Origin of the sequence: Streptosporangium sp. NPDC006930 (assembly GCF_040635605.1) — a bacterium.
In the GTDB taxonomy this organism is placed as follows: Bacteria; Actinomycetota; Actinomycetes; order Streptosporangiales; family Streptosporangiaceae; genus Streptosporangium.
In genome coordinates this window covers 229,729-245,193 of the sequence record NZ_JBEYID010000004.1, presented here as the reverse complement: position 1 = coordinate 245,193, position 15,465 = coordinate 229,729, and the positions used below count along the sequence as shown (strand labels likewise).

Here is a 15,465-nt window from a genome sequence, read left to right as displayed (position 1 = left end):
CGGATCTAATGTTTCCGACGAACTTCGTCTGGGGTGCGGCCACCTCCGCCTACCAGATCGAGGGCGCTGTCTCGGAGGGCGGCCGAGGCCGCTCCATCTGGGACACCTTCGTCAAGCAGCCGGGAAAGGTGGTGAACGGCGAGCACGCCGACATCGCCATCGACCATTACAACCGCTACCGGGACGACGTGCGGATGATGGCCGAACTCGGCCTCAGCGCGTATCGGTTCTCCGTCTCCTGGCCCCGGATCCAGCCCGAGGGGCGCGGGGCCGTCAACCCCGCGGGCATCGACTTCTACAGCCGCCTGGTCGACGAACTCCTCTCCCGGGGCGTCGACCCGTGGGTGACGCTCTACCACTGGGACCTGCCCCAGCCCCTGGAAGACGCGGGCGGCTGGCCCGCACGGGACACGTCGAAGCGCTTCGCCGACTACGCGGTGGCCGTGCACGACGCGCTGAGCGACCGGGTCCGCAACTGGAGCACGGTCAACGAGCCCTGGTGCTCGGCGTACCTCGGGTACGCCTCGGGAGAGCACGCCCCCGGCCGGCGTGAGCCGGAAAAGGCCGTGTACGCCGCCCACCACCTCCTGCTCGCGCACGGCCTGGCCGCGCAGGCGATCCGTGCCCAGCGGCCCGAGAGCATGATCGGCGGCTGCGTCAACCTGTACGCGATCTCGCCCCAGACCTCCTCGGAGGCCGACCAGGACGCCGCCCGCCGCATCGACGGGCTGCAGAACCGTTTCTTCCTGGACGCCCTGCTCAAGGGCGAGTACCCCGACGACGTCCTGGAGGACCTCGGCCGGCCCGAAGGGCTCGTCCACGACGGGGACATGGAGATCATCTCAACGCCGCTGGACAAGCTGCTGATCAACTACTACAGCCGCTTCACCGTCTCGGGAACCCCCGGCGGCGCCGCGTCGGCCGCGGCGGCGCCCACCGACAGCGGGTCGCCCTGGGTCGGTAGCGAGCACGTGTCGTTCGTCGAGGGCGGGCGGCCCGTGACGGCCATGGGCTGGGAGATCGACCAGTCGGGGCTGCTGGAGATCCTGCACCGGCTGACCACCGAGTACCCGCGCGTCCCCCTGATCATCTCCGAGAACGGCGCGGCCTTCGACGACGTCGTGGGCCCCGACGGGGTCGTCCACGACCGCGACCGGGTCGACTACTTCGACGCCCACCTGCGCACCTGCCACGCCGCCATCGAGGCCGGGATCCCGCTGGAGGGCTACTTCGCCTGGTCGCTGATGGACAACTTCGAGTGGGCGTGGGGGTACGGCAAGCGGTTCGGGCTGGTACACGTCGATTATGAGACCCAGATTAGAGTTCCCAAAGAGAGCGCTCTCTGGTATGCCGGGACCATCAGGCGTGGAGGCCTGAGCGGTCCGGCAGAATAGGGGCCCGGAAATTCATCACTGGGGGCACAATCACATGAACGGCGACCGTCGTCCGACGCTTGAGGCGGTCGCGGCCCTGGCAGGTGTCGGCCGGGGCACGGTGTCGCGGGTCATCAACGGCTCGCCGAAAGTGAGCGAGAGGGCTCGCGACGCCGTGCTGCGGGCGATCCAGGAGTTGGGCTACGTGCCCAACCGGGCGGCCCGCGCGCTGGTCACCCGGCGCACCGACACCGTGGCACTGGTCGTCTCGGAGTCGGAACTGAGGGTCTTCGACGAGCCGTACTTCGCCGGGACCATCCGCGGCATCGGCTCGGCCCTGTCGGAGACCGGCCTGCAACTGATCCTCGCGATGGCGCAGTCGGCGCAGGAGCACGAGCGGCTGGAGCACTATCTGACCGGGCAGCACGTCGACGGGGTGCTGCTGATCTCTCTGCACGGCGCCGACCCGCTGCCGGGGCGGCTGGAGGCGATGGGCGTGCCGACCGTCATCGGCGGTCGGCCGGTCGGCCTCACCCCCTACAGCTACGTCGACGTCGACAACCGGGCCGGGGCCAGGCAGGCGGTCAAATACCTGCTGAGCAAGGGCCGCCGCCGGATCGCCACCATCGCGGGCACCCAGGACATGGGGGTGGGCGTCGACCGGCTCGCGGGCTACCGCGACGCGCTGATCGCGACCGGCGTGAGCGAGATGGTGACGTACGGCGACTTCAGCGAGGAGAGCGGCATGGCCGCGATGCACAGGCTCCTCGCCGAACACCAGGACCTCGACGCCGTCTTCACCGCCTCCGATCCGATGGCGCTGGGCGCGATGCGTGTGCTGCGCGAGGCGGGAAAGTCGATTCCCGATGACGTGGCGGTGATCGGCTTCGACGACTCCCCCGCGGGGGCGCACTCCTCGCCCGCTTTGACCACCGTGCACCAGCCCACCGAGTCGATGGGCCGGCAGATGGCCCATCTGCTCGTCGCCCGCATCAACGGCGAGCAGTTGGAGCAGCCGGTGGTCATACTGGACACCCACCTGATCGAGCGCGACTCCGCCTGACCTGCCCTCAAAGGCCGGCGCCCACCTTCCTCCCCTGCCCGGCGCGCCACGTCCAGGCCGCACCACCGTTCCCCAGCCGCGCCGAGGCAGGACGAGGTAGGACATGGACAGCAGAACGAAACGCCCGCTCACGCTCGCCCAGCTCGACGCGCTGGCGCGGCGGGCCCTGGGGGGCGGCCTCTCCTCCGCCACCGAGCTCACCGGCGGCTTCGCCAACGCCGTGTGGCGGCTCACCCTGCTGGACGGGCGGGAGGTGGTACTGAAACTGTCACCGCCACCAGAGCTGGAGCAGCTGCGCTACGAGCGCAACCTGTTGCGTACCGAGGCCACGGTCTACGGTCTGGCCGCTCAGGCGGGAATTCCGGTCCCCGAGCTGCTGCGCGCCGGGTTCGACGATCCGGTGCTGGGCGGCGACTACCTGGTCCTGTCCGCCCTCGACGGGGTGCCGTGGAGCCAGGCGAAACCGGCGAAGGCCGACCGGCGGGCCCTGCGCAGGGAGCTCGGCGGCCACCTGGCCAGGCTGCACGCGATCACCGGCGACGTCTACGGCTACCCGTACGCGGGTCTGACCGGCGGCACGTGGCGGGAGGCGTTCCTGGTGATGACCGATGCGATCCTGGCCGACGCGGGCCGCTACGCCACCCCGCTGCCGAGGCCGGTGTCCGAGATCGCGGCGGCGATCGAGGCAGGCGCGAGCGCGTTGGAGGAGGTCGTGACCCCCTGCCTCGTCCACTTCGACCTGGGGTCGGGCAACGTCTTCCTGACCCGCGACGAGACACCGCGCATCCAGGCGATCATCGACCACGAGCGGGCCTTCTGGGGTGACCCGCTCGCCGACTTCGTCGCCCCGACGATCTTCGGCGAGCTGGAGGAGTCCGATCCGATCGTCGCCGGATACCGCGACGCGGGCGGCGTCGTGGAGTTCACCGGCCCCGCCCGTACCCGGATGGTCCTCTACCGCCTCTATCTGGCGCTGATGATCCTGATCGAGAACGGCCCCCGCCAGTATCCGGAGAAGGAGTACGCCCCTCTGCGGGACCGCTGCGCCGCCGACGTGCTCGAAGCCCTCGACAAGCTCTCGGCGGCGCCGTGACCCGCGTCGCTCAGATGACCTGAGCCGCTCGTCGCCGTCCACCGGTGCGGGAGGCGCGACTCGCGACTATCCCGGCTCTCCGACGAGGCGCCGAACGACGGCGAGCCCTTCGGGCGTACCGGGCCAGTGTCCTGCCAGCGCGTCGGGACCCGCACGTCTGACGACCGACCGCAGGACGAAGGCGACGACGATCGCGTCGTCGGCGTAGCCGAGCACCGGGATGAAGTCGGGGATCAGGTCGATGGGCAGTGCCAGGTAGCCCAGCAGCAGCCACAGCCGGACCCGCACCCCGCGAGGCAGGCCGTCGTCGCGCGCGAGCCTGGTGACCAGGCGGAGCAGATCGGGCAGCAGGCGCAACGCCTCGCCCAGGGCGCCGCCTCTGGGGCGCGCGATCACCAGGAAGACGGCGAGGGTGAGCCAGAGCATCAGCAGGCCCCCCGCGATCGCCGCAGCCACCTTCCAGACCTCGGCCACCTTCCCTCGCCTTCCTCGTTCTCACCGGTTCTCACCGCCCGCGAACGCCCTTCACATCGACGGTTCCGTGGCAGCGGAACGGGCATGGCCAGACCGGAGGTCAGGATACGCGCCCTCGGGAAGACGGTCCGAGGCGAAAAGCTTTGATCACCACTATCGCCCCCCAACCTGCTTTCCTTCCCCCGGGTCCTGTGTCAGAATTTCACTAGGTGATGAATTATGCGGAGAAACACATGCGTGATCGCCGGGGGCGGCCCGGCGGGGGCGATGCTGGCGCTGCTGCTGGCGAGGGCAGGCGTCGAGGTGACGCTCCTGGAGAAACACGAGGACTTCCTGCGGGACTTCAGGGGCGACACCATCCACCCCTCGACCCTCCAGATCCTCGACGAGCTGGGGCTGGCCGAGCAGTTCCACCGGCTGCCGCACCGCAAGGCGTACGGGATGGAGATCCACACCGACGACGCCACGGTGCCAATCGCCAATCTGAGGCGACTCAAAGGCAAATATCAATACATCGCCTTTGTCCCGCAGTGGGAGTTCCTCGACCTGCTCACCACCGCCGCCGGGCGCTACCCGAACTTCCGCCTCGTCATGGAGGCCGAGGTGTACGGGGTGATCCGCGAGGGCGACGCGGTGCGCGGGGTCCGCTACCGAGACCCCTCGGGCGAGCACGAACTGCGCGCGACCCTCACCGTGGCCGCCGACGGCCGCCACTCCGACGTACGCCGGGCCGCCGGGCTCGTTCCCGTTGAGCACAGCGCCCCCATGGACGTGGTCTGGTTCCGGCTGCCGCGCGAGCCCTCCGATCCCGACAAGACGTTCCTGCGGCTCTCCAACGGCCACATGATGGTGTCGATCAACCGTGAGACCTACTGGCAGCTCGCCTACCTGATCGAAAAGGGCGGCTTCGAAACCCTGCGCTCGGAGGGGATCGAGGCGCTGCGCGGGCCGGTCGCCAGACTCCTGCCCTTCCTCGACGACCGGGTCGGGCGGCTGCGGGACTTCGGGGAGGTCAGCGTGCTCTCGGTCGCGCTCAACCGGCTGCGCCGCTGGCACCGCCCCGGCCTGCTGGTCATCGGCGACGCCGCGCACGCCATGTCGCCGATCTTCGGCGTCGGCATCAACCTCGCCGTACAGGACGCAGTCGCCGCCGCCAACCTGCTGGCCGGGCCGCTCGCCTCCGGGGCCGAGATCCCCGAATCCCTGCTCGCCAGGGTCCAGCGGCGGCGCACCCCGCCCACCATGATCACTCAGTTCGCCCAGCGCGTCGTCCAGAGCCGGCTGATCCGCCCGACGCTGAGCGGGCGCGGCCGGCCGGTGCGGCTACCGCGCGACATCTCCCGCCTTCCGCTCATCGGCTTCCTGGCCAGGCGTTTTGTCGGGTTCGGCGTCCTTCAGGAGCATGTTTCCAGCCCCACGGAATCTCACCAGGTATAAAGTCCTTCTCACTGGGTGGACGATCGGGTCTGTTCTAACACCCGGTTGCAATAGCCTGGTATGTCGTGAGCATCAACCTCGAATCCTGGCGGCGGCTGCCCGCGGCGCAGCAGCCCGAGTGGCCCGACCGTGGCGAGCTGGAGAAGGTCGTCACCGAGCTGAAGGGCCTCCCGCCCCTCGTCTTCGCGGGCGAGTGCGACAACCTCAAGGCCGACCTCGCGGCGGTGGCGCGGGGAGAGGCCTTCGTCCTCCAGGGCGGAGACTGCGCCGAGACCTTCGGCGGCGCCACCGCCGACGACGTGCGCAACAAGCTCAAGACACTGCTCCAGATGGCCATCGTGCTGACCTACGCGGCGAAGGTCCCCGTGGTGAAGATCGGCCGGATGGCCGGGCAGTTCGCCAAGCCGCGCTCGAAGAACACCGAGATCCGTGACGGTGTCGAGCTGCCCGCCTACCGGGGCGACATGGTCAACGGCTTCGAGTTCACCCCCGAGTCCCGCGTTCCCGACCCCTGGCGGCTGCTGCGGGCGTACCACTCCTCGGCGGTGACGCTCAACCTGGTCCGCGCCTTCACCAAGGGCGGTTACGCCGACCTGCGCCAGGTGCACGCCTGGAACCAGGACTTCGTGATCGAGTCCCCGGCCGGCAAGCGCTACGAGCAGCTCGCCCGTGAGATCGACCAGGCGCTCGCCTTCATGCGCGCCTGCGGGGCGGAGCCCGAGGAGTTCCACACCGTCGAGTTCTACTCCTCGCACGAGGCGCTGATCCTCGACTACGATCAGGCGCTCACCCGGATCGACTCGCGGACCGGCCGGCCGTACGACGTCTCGGCGCACATGGTCTGGATCGGCGAGCGCACCCGCCAGCTCGACGGCGCCCACCTGGAGTTCTTCGCCAGCATCCGCAACCCGATCGGCGTCAAGCTCGGCCCGACGACCAGCTCCGAGGACGCCCTCGCGCTGATCGAGAAGCTCAACCCCGACAACGAGGCCGGACGGCTCACCTTCATCACCCGGATGGGCGCGTCGAAGATCCGCGAGCACCTCCCCGAGCTGGTGGAGAAGGTGACCGCGAGCGGCGCCCAGGTGGCGTGGATCTGCGACCCCATGCACGGCAACACCTTCGAGGCGCCCAGCGGCCACAAGACCCGCCGTCTGGACGACGTCCTGAACGAGGTGGCGGGCTTCTTCGAGGTGCACCGCGCGCTCGGCACCCACCCGGGCGGCGTCCACATCGAGTTCACCGGCGACGACGTCACCGAGTGCGTGGGCGGCGGCGCCGAGATCGTCGAGAACGACCTCGCCAGGCGCTACGAGACGGCCTGCGACCCGCGCCTCAACCGCGGCCAGTCACTTGACCTCGCCTTCAGGGTGGCCGAGCTCTACCGTTCGGTCTGATCTCACCGACCGACTCTCGATCACGTGAAAGCCCCGCTCCATCGGTCTTCCTCCGGTGGCGCGGGGCTTTTCACGTGATCGGGAGCCGGGCATCAGCCCTTCTGCGCGCCCAGCTCGTTGGCGAGCTCGGCGCGGATCGCGTCCATGTCGAGCGCGCGAACCTGGCCGATGAGGTCCTCAAGGGCGGGCTCGGGCAGCGCGCCCGGCTGGGCGAAGACGACGATGCCATCACGAATGGCCATGATCGTCGGAATCGAGGTGATCTCGAACCCCTGCGCGAGCGCCTGCTCGGCCTCAGTGTCGATCTTGCCGAACTTGATGTCGGTGTGCTTCGCCGACGACTTCTCGAAAATCGGCCCGAAGGTGCGGCACGGTCCGCACCAGGCCGCCCAGAAGTCCAGCAGGACGATCCCCTCGTCGGCGATGTCGTTGAAGTTCTTCTCGGTTACCTCGATGGTGGCCACCGGTGGCTCCTTCTGTCGTTCACGTCTGTATGGCTGGCATAACCACTTCCCCTCCCCGCGCATTCCATCCCGCCATCCCGCCGGGCATGCTCCTCACACGGCTCGCCGTCCGGCGTCGCGCATCGCATCGGGCGTCTCCTGTCCACCGGAACCGGAACCGGAAGCCGAGGACGAGGGCGAGGGCGAGGGCGAGGGCCGCCCCCACGCCCCTCGCCGGCCGGGACGATCCGGGCCCGGCCATACGGCGAGACCTCCGCGGGGCCGCCCCGCGGAGGTCTCGCGTCAATGTCTCGTGGTCGTGATCAGCGCTTTCCACCGGTCAGCGTCAGTCCGATGATCACGGGGTCGTGGTCGGAGGAGCGGAACGCGTCGGGCTGGTAGAGGCTCGGCGGGTTGAACTCGGTGTTGTAGTCGAGGATCCGGCTCTCGTCGGCGTTGATGTGCCAGATCGTCGCGCTGGTCACGCGCTTGAGCAGGTCCTTGCCGACCAGGGCGTGGTCCAGCTCGCCGACCAGTCCGTCGAAGAGGTAGCTGTAGCGCAGCGGCGCCGGGACGAACCTCTTGGTCACGCTGGTCAGACCCGCCGCCTCCAGGGTGTCGATCGGGTCCTCCTCGCCGTAGGCGTTGAGGTCACCGAGGACGAGCGGGTTGGTCAGGTTCAGGCTGTTGATCAGGCCCAGCGTCGCCTGCGCCTGGCGGATGCGCTCGCCGTTGTAGCAGCTCTGCCCGTCACCCTGGTCGGCGTCGGGGCCCACGGCCTGCGCGTCGCAGCCCTTGGACTTGAAGTGGTTGACCAGCACGGTGAAGGACTGGCCGCCCTGGACCCTGCGGAAGGTCTGGATCAGCGGGGGCCTGCGGAAGACCGGGTCGGTGGAGGAGCGCGCGGCCCCCACCGGCTCGACCTTGCCCGGCTTGTAGATGGCGGTCACATGGATCACGTCGGTGCCGGGGTAGGGGTGGGTGATCGCCGCGTAGGTGCCCGCGCCGACCTCGGCGTTGAGCGCGTCGACCAGGGCCTGCACCGCGGTCTGGCCGTTGTTCTGGACCTCCATGAGGCCGACGACGTCGGCGTTCATGCCCTTCAGCGCGGCGACCAGCTTGGTCAGCTGGCGCTGCTGCTCGGGGGCGTTGCTCGCACCGCGCGAGCCGAGGGTGGTGAACCAGTTGAGCGTGTTGAGGCTGGCCACCTTGACGTTGCCGACGACCGGGAACGGTGCGGGCAGGCGCGGGTTGGTCCGCAGGAAGTTGACCTGCTTCGTCGGCTGGAGGCGGTACTTGCCGAAGCCGTACCCCATCACGCCGGTGACGCCGAGCGCGGTGTCACCAAGGCGGACGGTGCGCGGGTCGGTGTAGGGGATCGTCGGCGGGTTCTCCACCGTGGAGCCGTCGTCCAGCAGCAGGGTGCGCCGCGCGTTCTTGGCGGCGTCCACCCCCGCCCTGTCGGTCGGCTGGAACACGCGCCCCCCGGAGGCGACGGTGACCTCGCCGTAGCGGCCCAGGTTGTAGTGGTCGTTGACGGTGAGCAGCTCGGGGAAGGTGACGAGCATGCTCTCGACGGGCTCGAAGGTGGCGCCCTCGGCGAGCGGCAGCTTCTGCCTGACAGGGGTGATGGTGCCCTTTCCGCAGACGTCCACCGCGGTGACCGGCGACAGCTCGGTCCAGCCGTTGAACTCTATGACCCTGCCGGTGACCAGGACGCGGTCGCCGACCTTGACGTCCTTGAAGGAGTCGCGGGCGAAGGCGAACAGCCCCTCGGAGGTGGCCGGGTCGGAGTCGGGGGTCGGGTCCTGCAGGAAGAAGCCGCTGAGCTGCGTGCTCTTCTGGAGATCGGCGGTCACGACGCCCTCGACGCGGACGGTCTGGCCGGCCAGCGGGCTGACGTCACCGCTCCCCTGCACCTGGGCGATCTGGTGGGTGACCGGAATCTCGCACGGCTCCCCCGGCGGCGTGGGAGTCGGGGTGGGGGTCGGCGTGGGCTCCACCGTCGGGGTCGGCGTGGGGGTGGGGGTCGGCTCGACGTCGCCGCAGGGCGCGGGGGTGGTCGCCCGGTTGCGCGGCGCCGGGTCTCCTGTCTCCACGTCGTCACCGTTGACGTCGGTGTCGGCGCAGCCGTGGTCCTTGCGCAGGCCCGCCAGGGCGACCGCGAGGGCGGGGGCGGCGGTGCCCTCGAAGTAGTTGGCGCCGCCGTACCCGATCAGGTCGGCGATGAGTGTCGTCTGCTCCGGCGAGCAGGGAGCGGAGCCGCCGTTGCACGCCAGGCCCGTGGCCGAGCGGACCAGGGCCACCTTGCCCGCGGAGCCGCTCAGGTTGATCGTTCCTGTGGTGTCCGCGGCGGGCAGCGGGGAGCCGTTGGCGCCTCCGGCCAGCTGGACCAGGTGGTACTGGCCGGGCGCGAGGGTGCCCGCCAGGGGGACGACCGGGTTGGCGCCGAAGTTTCCCGTACCGGTGGCGCTCGCGTACTGGACGGACCAGCCGTCCAGGGCGACGGGCGCGGCGCTGCGGTTGAACAGCTCGACGTAGTCGTTGGCGAGCGGTGCTCCGGCGTTGCCGCCACCGCCGTAGACCTGGCTGATGACAACGGTGCCCGGTTCCGCCAGGGCCGGGGATGAGGCGAGGGCCGCGACGCCGCCGGTGGCGAGGCAGGCGGCCACGAGGGCGGCGAACGCCCGGGTTGAAGCACGCATGAACCGGAGCGTAAGGCTCCATGCATTGCTTATCACTCACATATAAGTGGATAGATAGTGAAATCACGAATATTGACACTTCATGTCTATCCGACCCGGTCAGATATGGCTTTCCTTGACCTAGAAGTCGCTTGTCCCGGCGTTCGCGGGTATCACTGGAATTATGAGAACTCTGGACGTGGGTTGGGTCACCTGCGCCGCCTCCCCCGAGTGCGCCGGATCCGCGCGGCAACCGTACGGGCGATGCCTGGCACATCTGGACACCGCCGAGCTCGACGAGGTTGTCCGCGGCCTCTCCCCCGGTTCCGCCGTCGACCTGCGGGCCACCGTCGTCGGCAGGGACCTGCTGGAGCGGATCCTCACCGCCACCCGAGGGCGCCTGGGCAGGGCCCGGTTCGACTGGGCGACCTTTCCCGAGAGCGTACGGTTCGGCGACATCACGTTCGGCGGGGACGTCTCCTTCGACCACGCGCACTTCCGGCGTCTCGCCTCGTTCTTCAACGCCCGTTTCGCACGCAACGCCTCCTTCAGAGAGGCGAGGTTCGACCGGGGGTTGTCCCTGCACGGTGTCGCCGTCACCGGGCACGCGGCCTTCGACCGGGTCTCCATCGACGGTGACGCCCTGTTCGGTGCCGCCCTCTTCGACCGGACCGCGTCCTTCGAGTGCGCCGACTTCCATGGCTTCGTCACCTTCGACGGCACCGGCTTCGCGGGCGACGCGACCCTGCGAGGGTGCAGGTTCCGCCGTACGGTGTCCTTCCGCAAGACGAGCTTCGGCGGGCTGGCCGGGTTCGACGGCGCGCGTTTCTCTGCGGGCGGCTACCTGGCCCCGATCTCGGTCGGCCGCCACCTCACCCTCGCCGGGGCGTGGGCGGGCAAGGGACTCGACGTGACCACGGGCGGGTGCTCGGTGGACCTGCGGCGCCTGGAGGTGGGCGGGCGGTTGAACGTCCGGCTCGACGACGCCGAGGCCGACCTGGAGGGGGCGACCCTGCGCGGCCCCGCCACGGTAAGGGGCCGGGACGGCGCCAGGGTGACCTCGCTGCACGAGGTGGACGCCGAGGAGCTGGAACTCGCCGACCTGGATCTCAGCACCTGCCTCTTCACCGGCATCCGCCACCCGGAAGGACTCAGGATGAGCGGCTGCGCGCTCGCCGTCGTCCCGCGCGGGACGCGCTGGTGGTCCCTGTGGCGCTCCCCCGACCACGGGTGAGAGCTTTTCGTGCGGCCGGACGGCCCATCGGGGGTCCGGCCGTGCGAGCCGGGGGCGGGAAAGGGCGGGGAGCCGTGGCGGTCAGGAGGTCGTGCGGGTGCTCTCACCCGGGCCGGTTCCCGTCAGGAAGGCCGTGACGTCTTCCGCGAACCGCCCGCTGCGGAAGGCTCCCAGGTGGCCGAGGCCCGGATAGGTGATCAGGCGACCGTCGCAGACCCCCTCGGCGGTCCGCCTGAAGAGCTCGACCGGGTAGTCCAGATCTCTCTCGCCGCCGATGACCAGGGTGGGGGCGGCGATGTCGGCGAGACGGCCGGTCAGGTCGAACCTCTCCTCGGCGTGGGCGAAGGCGAGCATGTCGCGAGGGTCGTCGGGGCGTGCCAGCGGATCCAGCAGCCACAGCAGTACCCCGGCGAGGGCCTGCCCCGCGGGCGAGGCGACGGTCGTGACCGCCTGGTGCTGCAGGCCGCGCCGCCCGGCGGCGACCGCCTCGGTGTAACGGCGCTGGAGCCGCCTGACGCGCGGCGTGAGCCTGCAGGCCGCCCCCGCCACGACCAGCGCGCGGACCGCGTCCGGACGGTCGGCCGCCAGCTGCAGCGCCACCGAGCCTCCCGACGACAGGCCCATCACGTCGACGGGCCCGCCGAACCGCGCGTGCAGGGCATCGGCGTGGCGGGCGGCGATGTCGGCCATGGTGGTTCCCTGGGCCATGCCGGGGGCGCGGCCGACGGCGTACAGCCGGAAGTGGCGTGCCAGCGGGGCCAGCACCCGCAGTTCCAGGCCGCGCACCAGTCCGGTCGGGTTGGTGTGGGCGGGGGTGAACCAGCGCAGTACGACGAGCGGCGTGCCATCGCCGAAGGCGTAGTACGGCAGGCCACCCGCCAGCGTGCCCTCGCGCACCTCAAGATCCTTGGTCCTCACGACGGGCCCCTCCCTCCCACCGGTGCCGCTGGGTTCGAGCGTATTCGCAGGTGGATCTGGGCCGGCTCGGGGTCTTCTCAGGGGCCTCCCCGATGCGCGGGTTCCGAACGGAAGACCAGGATGGGAGACGCGTACCCTGGATGGAAATCGGGCGACTGGAGAGCACATGGCAGGCACCGGGGTCATCGAGGACTACGTGACCGGGCTCAGCCGCGCTCTCAGGGGTCCTCGGAGACCGAAGCTCGACATGATCGCCGAGGCGCGCGACAGCCTGCTCGACACCGCCGAGGCACTGGAGAGCGAGGGCCTGAGGCGTGAGGAGGCCGAGCGGGCCGCGGTCGAGGAGTTCGGGGCGATCCGCGAGATCGCGCCCGGCTACCAGGAGGAGCTGTCCAACTCGGCGGGCCGGAGGCTCGCCGCCCTGCTGTTCGTCACCGTGCCGCTCACCACGGTCATGTGGAGCGTGATCTGGAAGATCTTTCCCGCCGCCCCGGCGTACGAGGCCATGCCGGACTGGTTCGTCCCGGTCGCCCGTAGCGTGGACCTGCTCCAGATGCTCACCGGCGTGATCGGCGGGGTCGCGTTGTTCTCGCTGGGCAGAGGGCTGCGCAGGATCAGGCGGCCCCGGCTCGTCACCCGGGCCCTGGCCGTGTTCGTCTGGGCCATGCTGCCGGTCATGCTCGTGCTGTGCGGGGCGTTGATGTTCGGCTCACGCGGCCCGGCCGGGTTCGGCGACTATCCGCCGGGGATCGTCGCGTCGCTGATGAGCTACGTGTTCTGGCTCGCACAGCTGTACTGCGCCTCCCGCTGCCTGAGCATCACCCGGCGCGGGCCCGTCCCCGTGACCGCCTGAGGGCGGCTCAGGAGGGCGTCAGCGGGTGGTGCGCGGTTCCAGGACGCTGCCGATCACCCCGGCGAACTCCCGCCAGGCGGAGCGCTCGCCGGCGAGGGCCGTGCGCCCCGAGGAGGTGAGCCGGTAGGTGCGCCTCCTGCGCCCGCCCACCGTGGCCCACTCGCTGGCCAGGTATCCGGCCTGCTCCAGCCGCCGCAGCGCCGGGTAGACCGTGCCCGTCGGCACGTTCAGCGCGCCGCCGCTGCGCGCCTGAAGCGCCTCGATGATCGCGTAGCCGTGCAGCGGCTCGTGCTCGAGCACGGAGAGCAGCAGGGCGTCCATGTGACCGCGGAGCGCGTCGGTGTTCATCCGGTCACCTCCGCCCGCCGGACGGATCCCGTCTCACCACACCCGGCGGTTCGTTCACTTCGCTGGCTCACGTCGTCAGCCTACCTCTCGTATAGGCATGCTACATGTAGACGTTCTACATGTAGCATGCCTATAGGTAGACAGACACAACAATGGAGGTGAGTCCGTGGACGTGCTCGACCTGGCCCGGACGCAGTTCGCCGTGACAGGAAGCCTCCACTTCCTGTTCGTCGTGCTGACCCTGGGCCTGGCCCCCCTGATCGCGATCATGCACACCCGCTACGCCATCACCGGCAAGCCGGTCCACGAAAGGGCGACCCGCTTCTGGGGCCAGATCTACGTGATCAACTACGCGCTCGGCATCCTCACCGGGCTGGTGATGGAGTTCCAGTTCGGCATGAACTGGAGCGGCCTCTCGCACTACGCCGGGGACGTCTTCGGCGCGCCGCTCGCGATCGAGACGCTCGGCGCGTTCTTTCTGGAGTCCACCTTCCTCGGACTGTGGATCTTCGGCTGGCACCGGCTACCGAAATGGCTCCACGTGGCGTGCATCTGGGTGGTGACGCTGACCGCCTACGCGTCCGCCTTCTGGATCATGGTGGCCAACTCGTTCCTGCAGAACCCCGCCGGAGCCGTGGAAGGGGACGGTCACCTCGTCCTGACCGACTTCGGCGCGCTGCTCACCAACCCGATGCTGACCATGGCGCTGCCGCACGTACTCGGCGCCGGTCTGTGGGCCGGCGGTTTCGTGCTGATGGGGGCGAGCGCGTACCAGTTGTTCCGGCGCACCGCCGAGCGGGAGTTCTTCACGAGCTCGCTCCGCACGGGAGTGATCACCTCGCTCGTCGGCTCGCTGATCACGGTCGGCTTCGGCTACGCCCAGTTCGGCCCGATCTCCCTGTTCCAGCCGGACAAGTTCAACGGCGGGGGCCTGTCCGCGTGGGCGCTCGGCTTCATGATCGCGATCGGCCAGCTGCTCCAGTTCCTCATCATGTTGGTGCTGGCGCCGACCGTGTACTGGCTGCCGCGCTGGCGCTGGGCACACCCCCTGCTGATCGCGATCACCCCGCTGCCGTTCGTGGCGGCGATCCTGGGCTGGCTGGCGAGGGAGTCCGGCAGGCAGCCCTGGATGATCAACGGGAGGCTGACCGTCGCCGACGCCATGTCCCCCGGCCTCACCTCCCAGATGGTCACCGTCTCGCTCATCGCCTTCGGCGGCGTGCTCGCCCTGCTCGCGGTGATCGACTACGTGCTGATCGCCCGCACCGTACGGCGCGGACCCGCCGCCACCACCCTCGGCGCGGACGCACCGGCCGACCCCACCGAGCGCGCACACGCGCTCAGCCACTAGGGAGACAGACCGTGGACATCCTCTGGCTCGGCGTGTTCGCCCTCCTGCTGATCGGCTACTTCGCCCTGGAGGGCTTCGACATCGGCCTGGGCATGCTGTTACCCGTACTCGGCAGGACGAGGAGGGACCGAGACAAGATCGTCGCCGCCATGGCGCCGTTCGTCCTCGCCAACGAGGTGTGGCTGGTGGCCGTGGCGGGCGTCCTGTTCGGCGTCTTCCCCTCGATCGAGGGAGATGTGCTGTTCGGCCTCTACCCGCTGGTGGTCTCCCTGCTGGTGTCGTGGATCGTGCGCGACGCCGGACTCTGGTTCCGCCGCCGCGCCGACGGGAGCGCGTGGCGGACGACCTGGGACTGGGCGATCGTCATCGGCTCGTACGGCCTGGCACTGAGCTGGGGCATGGCCCTGGTCGCGGTGGCCGGCGGCCTGGCGGGGTCCCCGATCAGCCTGCCGGGGCTGGTCGGCGGGCTGGCGGTCGCCGCGCTGCTCGCCTTCCACGGCTGGACGTTCGCCTCGTGGCGGCTGCCCGGACAGGTGACCGGCGCGCGCCGCACCGGACGGGCGCTCCTGCTCTCCGCGTGCGCCGCCGCGGCGCCCGTCGCGGTGCTGCTCGCCGTACTCGCCCCCTGGCTGCTCGACCGTACGGCGCCCGCCGAGACGCTGAATGTGCTGAGTGTCATGATTCTGCCCTTCGCGCCGGTCATGGTGGGTGCGCAAGTATGGGTATGGCGGACGTTCGGTCCCGGGCGCGCCGCCTCCGATCGGGTTCCTTCGTTCTTCTGAGCTCTCTAGGGTTGG

Annotated in this window: 14 protein-coding genes; 9 read left to right on the top strand and 5 right to left on the bottom strand. The window is 70.0% G+C overall.

Translation table 11 applies throughout. The features are described 5' to 3' along the window. The first annotated feature begins 8 nt into the window (after positions 1 to 8). From ABZ664_RS09755 to ABZ664_RS09745, 3 genes are all read left to right on the top strand, one after another. Complete coding sequence (locus ABZ664_RS09755) at positions 9 to 1,394, top strand: GH1 family beta-glucosidase (RefSeq protein WP_362506321.1); 1,386 nt, start codon at positions 9 to 11, stop codon at positions 1,392 to 1,394. Positions 1,395 to 1,428: 34 nt separating this feature from the next. After that, positions 1,429 to 2,436 carry a LacI family DNA-binding transcriptional regulator gene (locus ABZ664_RS09750; protein WP_362505722.1) on the top strand — a complete coding sequence of 336 codons (1,008 nt, stop codon included), beginning with the start codon at positions 1,429 to 1,431 and terminating at the stop codon, positions 2,434 to 2,436. A gap of 103 nt (positions 2,437 to 2,539) precedes the next feature. Continuing rightward, the gene (locus tag ABZ664_RS09745) at positions 2,540 to 3,529 is read left to right on the top strand and encodes a phosphotransferase (RefSeq protein ID WP_362505719.1); all 990 of its coding nucleotides are present in this window, start codon (positions 2,540 to 2,542) and stop codon (positions 3,527 to 3,529) included. Positions 3,530 to 3,595: 66 nt separating this feature from the next. Here the strand turns inward: ABZ664_RS09745 and ABZ664_RS09740 are convergent, their stop codons facing one another. Next, positions 3,596 to 4,003, bottom strand: coding sequence for a YkvA family protein (locus tag ABZ664_RS09740; RefSeq protein WP_362505716.1), 408 nt, complete (start codon positions 4,001 to 4,003; stop codon positions 3,596 to 3,598). Between the two features lie 219 nt (positions 4,004 to 4,222). Here ABZ664_RS09740 and ABZ664_RS09735 point away from each other — a divergent pair, with 219 nt between their 5' ends. Then, positions 4,223 to 5,440: an FAD-dependent oxidoreductase gene (locus tag ABZ664_RS09735; protein WP_362505710.1), complete on the top strand. Its 1,218-nt coding sequence runs from the start codon at positions 4,223 to 4,225 to the stop codon at positions 5,438 to 5,440. Positions 5,441 to 5,505: 65 nt separating this feature from the next. Further along, the gene (locus ABZ664_RS09730; RefSeq protein WP_362505707.1) at positions 5,506 to 6,837 is read left to right on the top strand and encodes a class II 3-deoxy-7-phosphoheptulonate synthase; all 1,332 of its coding nucleotides are present in this window, start codon (positions 5,506 to 5,508) and stop codon (positions 6,835 to 6,837) included. Positions 6,838 to 6,929: 92 nt separating this feature from the next. Here ABZ664_RS09730 and trxA read toward each other — a convergent pair whose 3' ends face one another. Together trxA and ABZ664_RS09720 are read right to left on the bottom strand one after the other, a co-directional pair. Then, a complete protein-coding gene (trxA, locus tag ABZ664_RS09725; RefSeq protein ID WP_344748620.1) occupies positions 6,930 to 7,301 on the bottom strand; it encodes a thioredoxin in 372 nt (123 codons plus the stop codon). Positions 7,302 to 7,603: 302 nt separating this feature from the next. After that, on the bottom strand, positions 7,604 to 9,985 hold the full coding sequence (locus ABZ664_RS09720) for an ExeM/NucH family extracellular endonuclease (protein ID WP_362505703.1): 2,382 nt from the start codon (positions 9,983 to 9,985) through the stop codon (positions 7,604 to 7,606). Between the two features lie 163 nt (positions 9,986 to 10,148). Here ABZ664_RS09720 and ABZ664_RS09715 point away from each other — a divergent pair, with 163 nt between their 5' ends. Beyond that, the gene (locus ABZ664_RS09715) at positions 10,149 to 11,198 is read left to right on the top strand and encodes a pentapeptide repeat-containing protein (RefSeq protein WP_362505700.1); all 1,050 of its coding nucleotides are present in this window, start codon (positions 10,149 to 10,151) and stop codon (positions 11,196 to 11,198) included. 81 nt (positions 11,199 to 11,279) lie between these two features. Here the strand turns inward: ABZ664_RS09715 and ABZ664_RS09710 are convergent, their stop codons facing one another. After that, positions 11,280 to 12,116: an alpha/beta hydrolase gene (locus ABZ664_RS09710; RefSeq protein ID WP_362505697.1), complete on the bottom strand. Its 837-nt coding sequence runs from the start codon at positions 12,114 to 12,116 to the stop codon at positions 11,280 to 11,282. A 166-nt stretch (positions 12,117 to 12,282) separates the two neighbouring features. On the opposite strand from ABZ664_RS09710, the gene ABZ664_RS09705 reads away from it, so the two are divergent. Further along, on the top strand, positions 12,283 to 12,969 hold the full coding sequence (locus tag ABZ664_RS09705; RefSeq protein WP_362505694.1) for a permease prefix domain 1-containing protein: 687 nt from the start codon (positions 12,283 to 12,285) through the stop codon (positions 12,967 to 12,969). Positions 12,970 to 12,987: 18 nt separating this feature from the next. On the opposite strand, the gene ABZ664_RS09700 is transcribed toward ABZ664_RS09705, so the two are convergent. Continuing rightward, positions 12,988 to 13,317 carry a helix-turn-helix transcriptional regulator gene (locus tag ABZ664_RS09700; protein WP_362505691.1) on the bottom strand — a complete coding sequence of 110 codons (330 nt, stop codon included), beginning with the start codon at positions 13,315 to 13,317 and terminating at the stop codon, positions 12,988 to 12,990. Positions 13,318 to 13,483: 166 nt separating this feature from the next. On the opposite strand from ABZ664_RS09700, the gene ABZ664_RS09695 reads away from it, so the two are divergent. Further along, a complete protein-coding gene (locus ABZ664_RS09695; RefSeq protein ID WP_362505688.1) occupies positions 13,484 to 14,668 on the top strand; it encodes a cytochrome ubiquinol oxidase subunit I in 1,185 nt (394 codons plus the stop codon). Positions 14,669 to 14,679: 11 nt separating this feature from the next. Next, positions 14,680 to 15,450, top strand: a complete 771-nt coding sequence (locus ABZ664_RS09690; protein WP_362505685.1) for a cytochrome d ubiquinol oxidase subunit II — start codon at positions 14,680 to 14,682, stop codon at positions 15,448 to 15,450. The last annotated feature ends 15 nt before the right edge of the window (positions 15,451 to 15,465 follow it).

Bases quoted from the DNA above. Each gene is read 5' to 3' on its own strand.
- ABZ664_RS09755 (WP_362506321.1), top strand. From the start codon at position 9: ATGTTTCCGACGAACTTCGTCTGGGGTGCGGCCACCTCCGCCTACCAG.
- ABZ664_RS09750 (WP_362505722.1), top strand. From the start codon at position 1,429: ATGAACGGCGACCGTCGTCCGACGCTTGAGGCGGTCGCGGCCCTGGCA.
- ABZ664_RS09745 (WP_362505719.1), top strand. From the start codon at position 2,540: ATGGACAGCAGAACGAAACGCCCGCTCACGCTCGCCCAGCTCGACGCG.
- ABZ664_RS09735 (WP_362505710.1), top strand. From the start codon at position 4,223: ATGCGGAGAAACACATGCGTGATCGCCGGGGGCGGCCCGGCGGGGGCG.
- ABZ664_RS09720 (WP_362505703.1), bottom strand. From the start codon at position 9,985: ATGCGTGCTTCAACCCGGGCGTTCGCCGCCCTCGTGGCCGCCTGCCTC.
- ABZ664_RS09715 (WP_362505700.1), top strand. From the start codon at position 10,149: ATGAGAACTCTGGACGTGGGTTGGGTCACCTGCGCCGCCTCCCCCGAG.
- ABZ664_RS09705 (WP_362505694.1), top strand. From the start codon at position 12,283: ATGGCAGGCACCGGGGTCATCGAGGACTACGTGACCGGGCTCAGCCGC.
- ABZ664_RS09700 (WP_362505691.1), bottom strand. From the start codon at position 13,317: ATGAACACCGACGCGCTCCGCGGTCACATGGACGCCCTGCTGCTCTCC.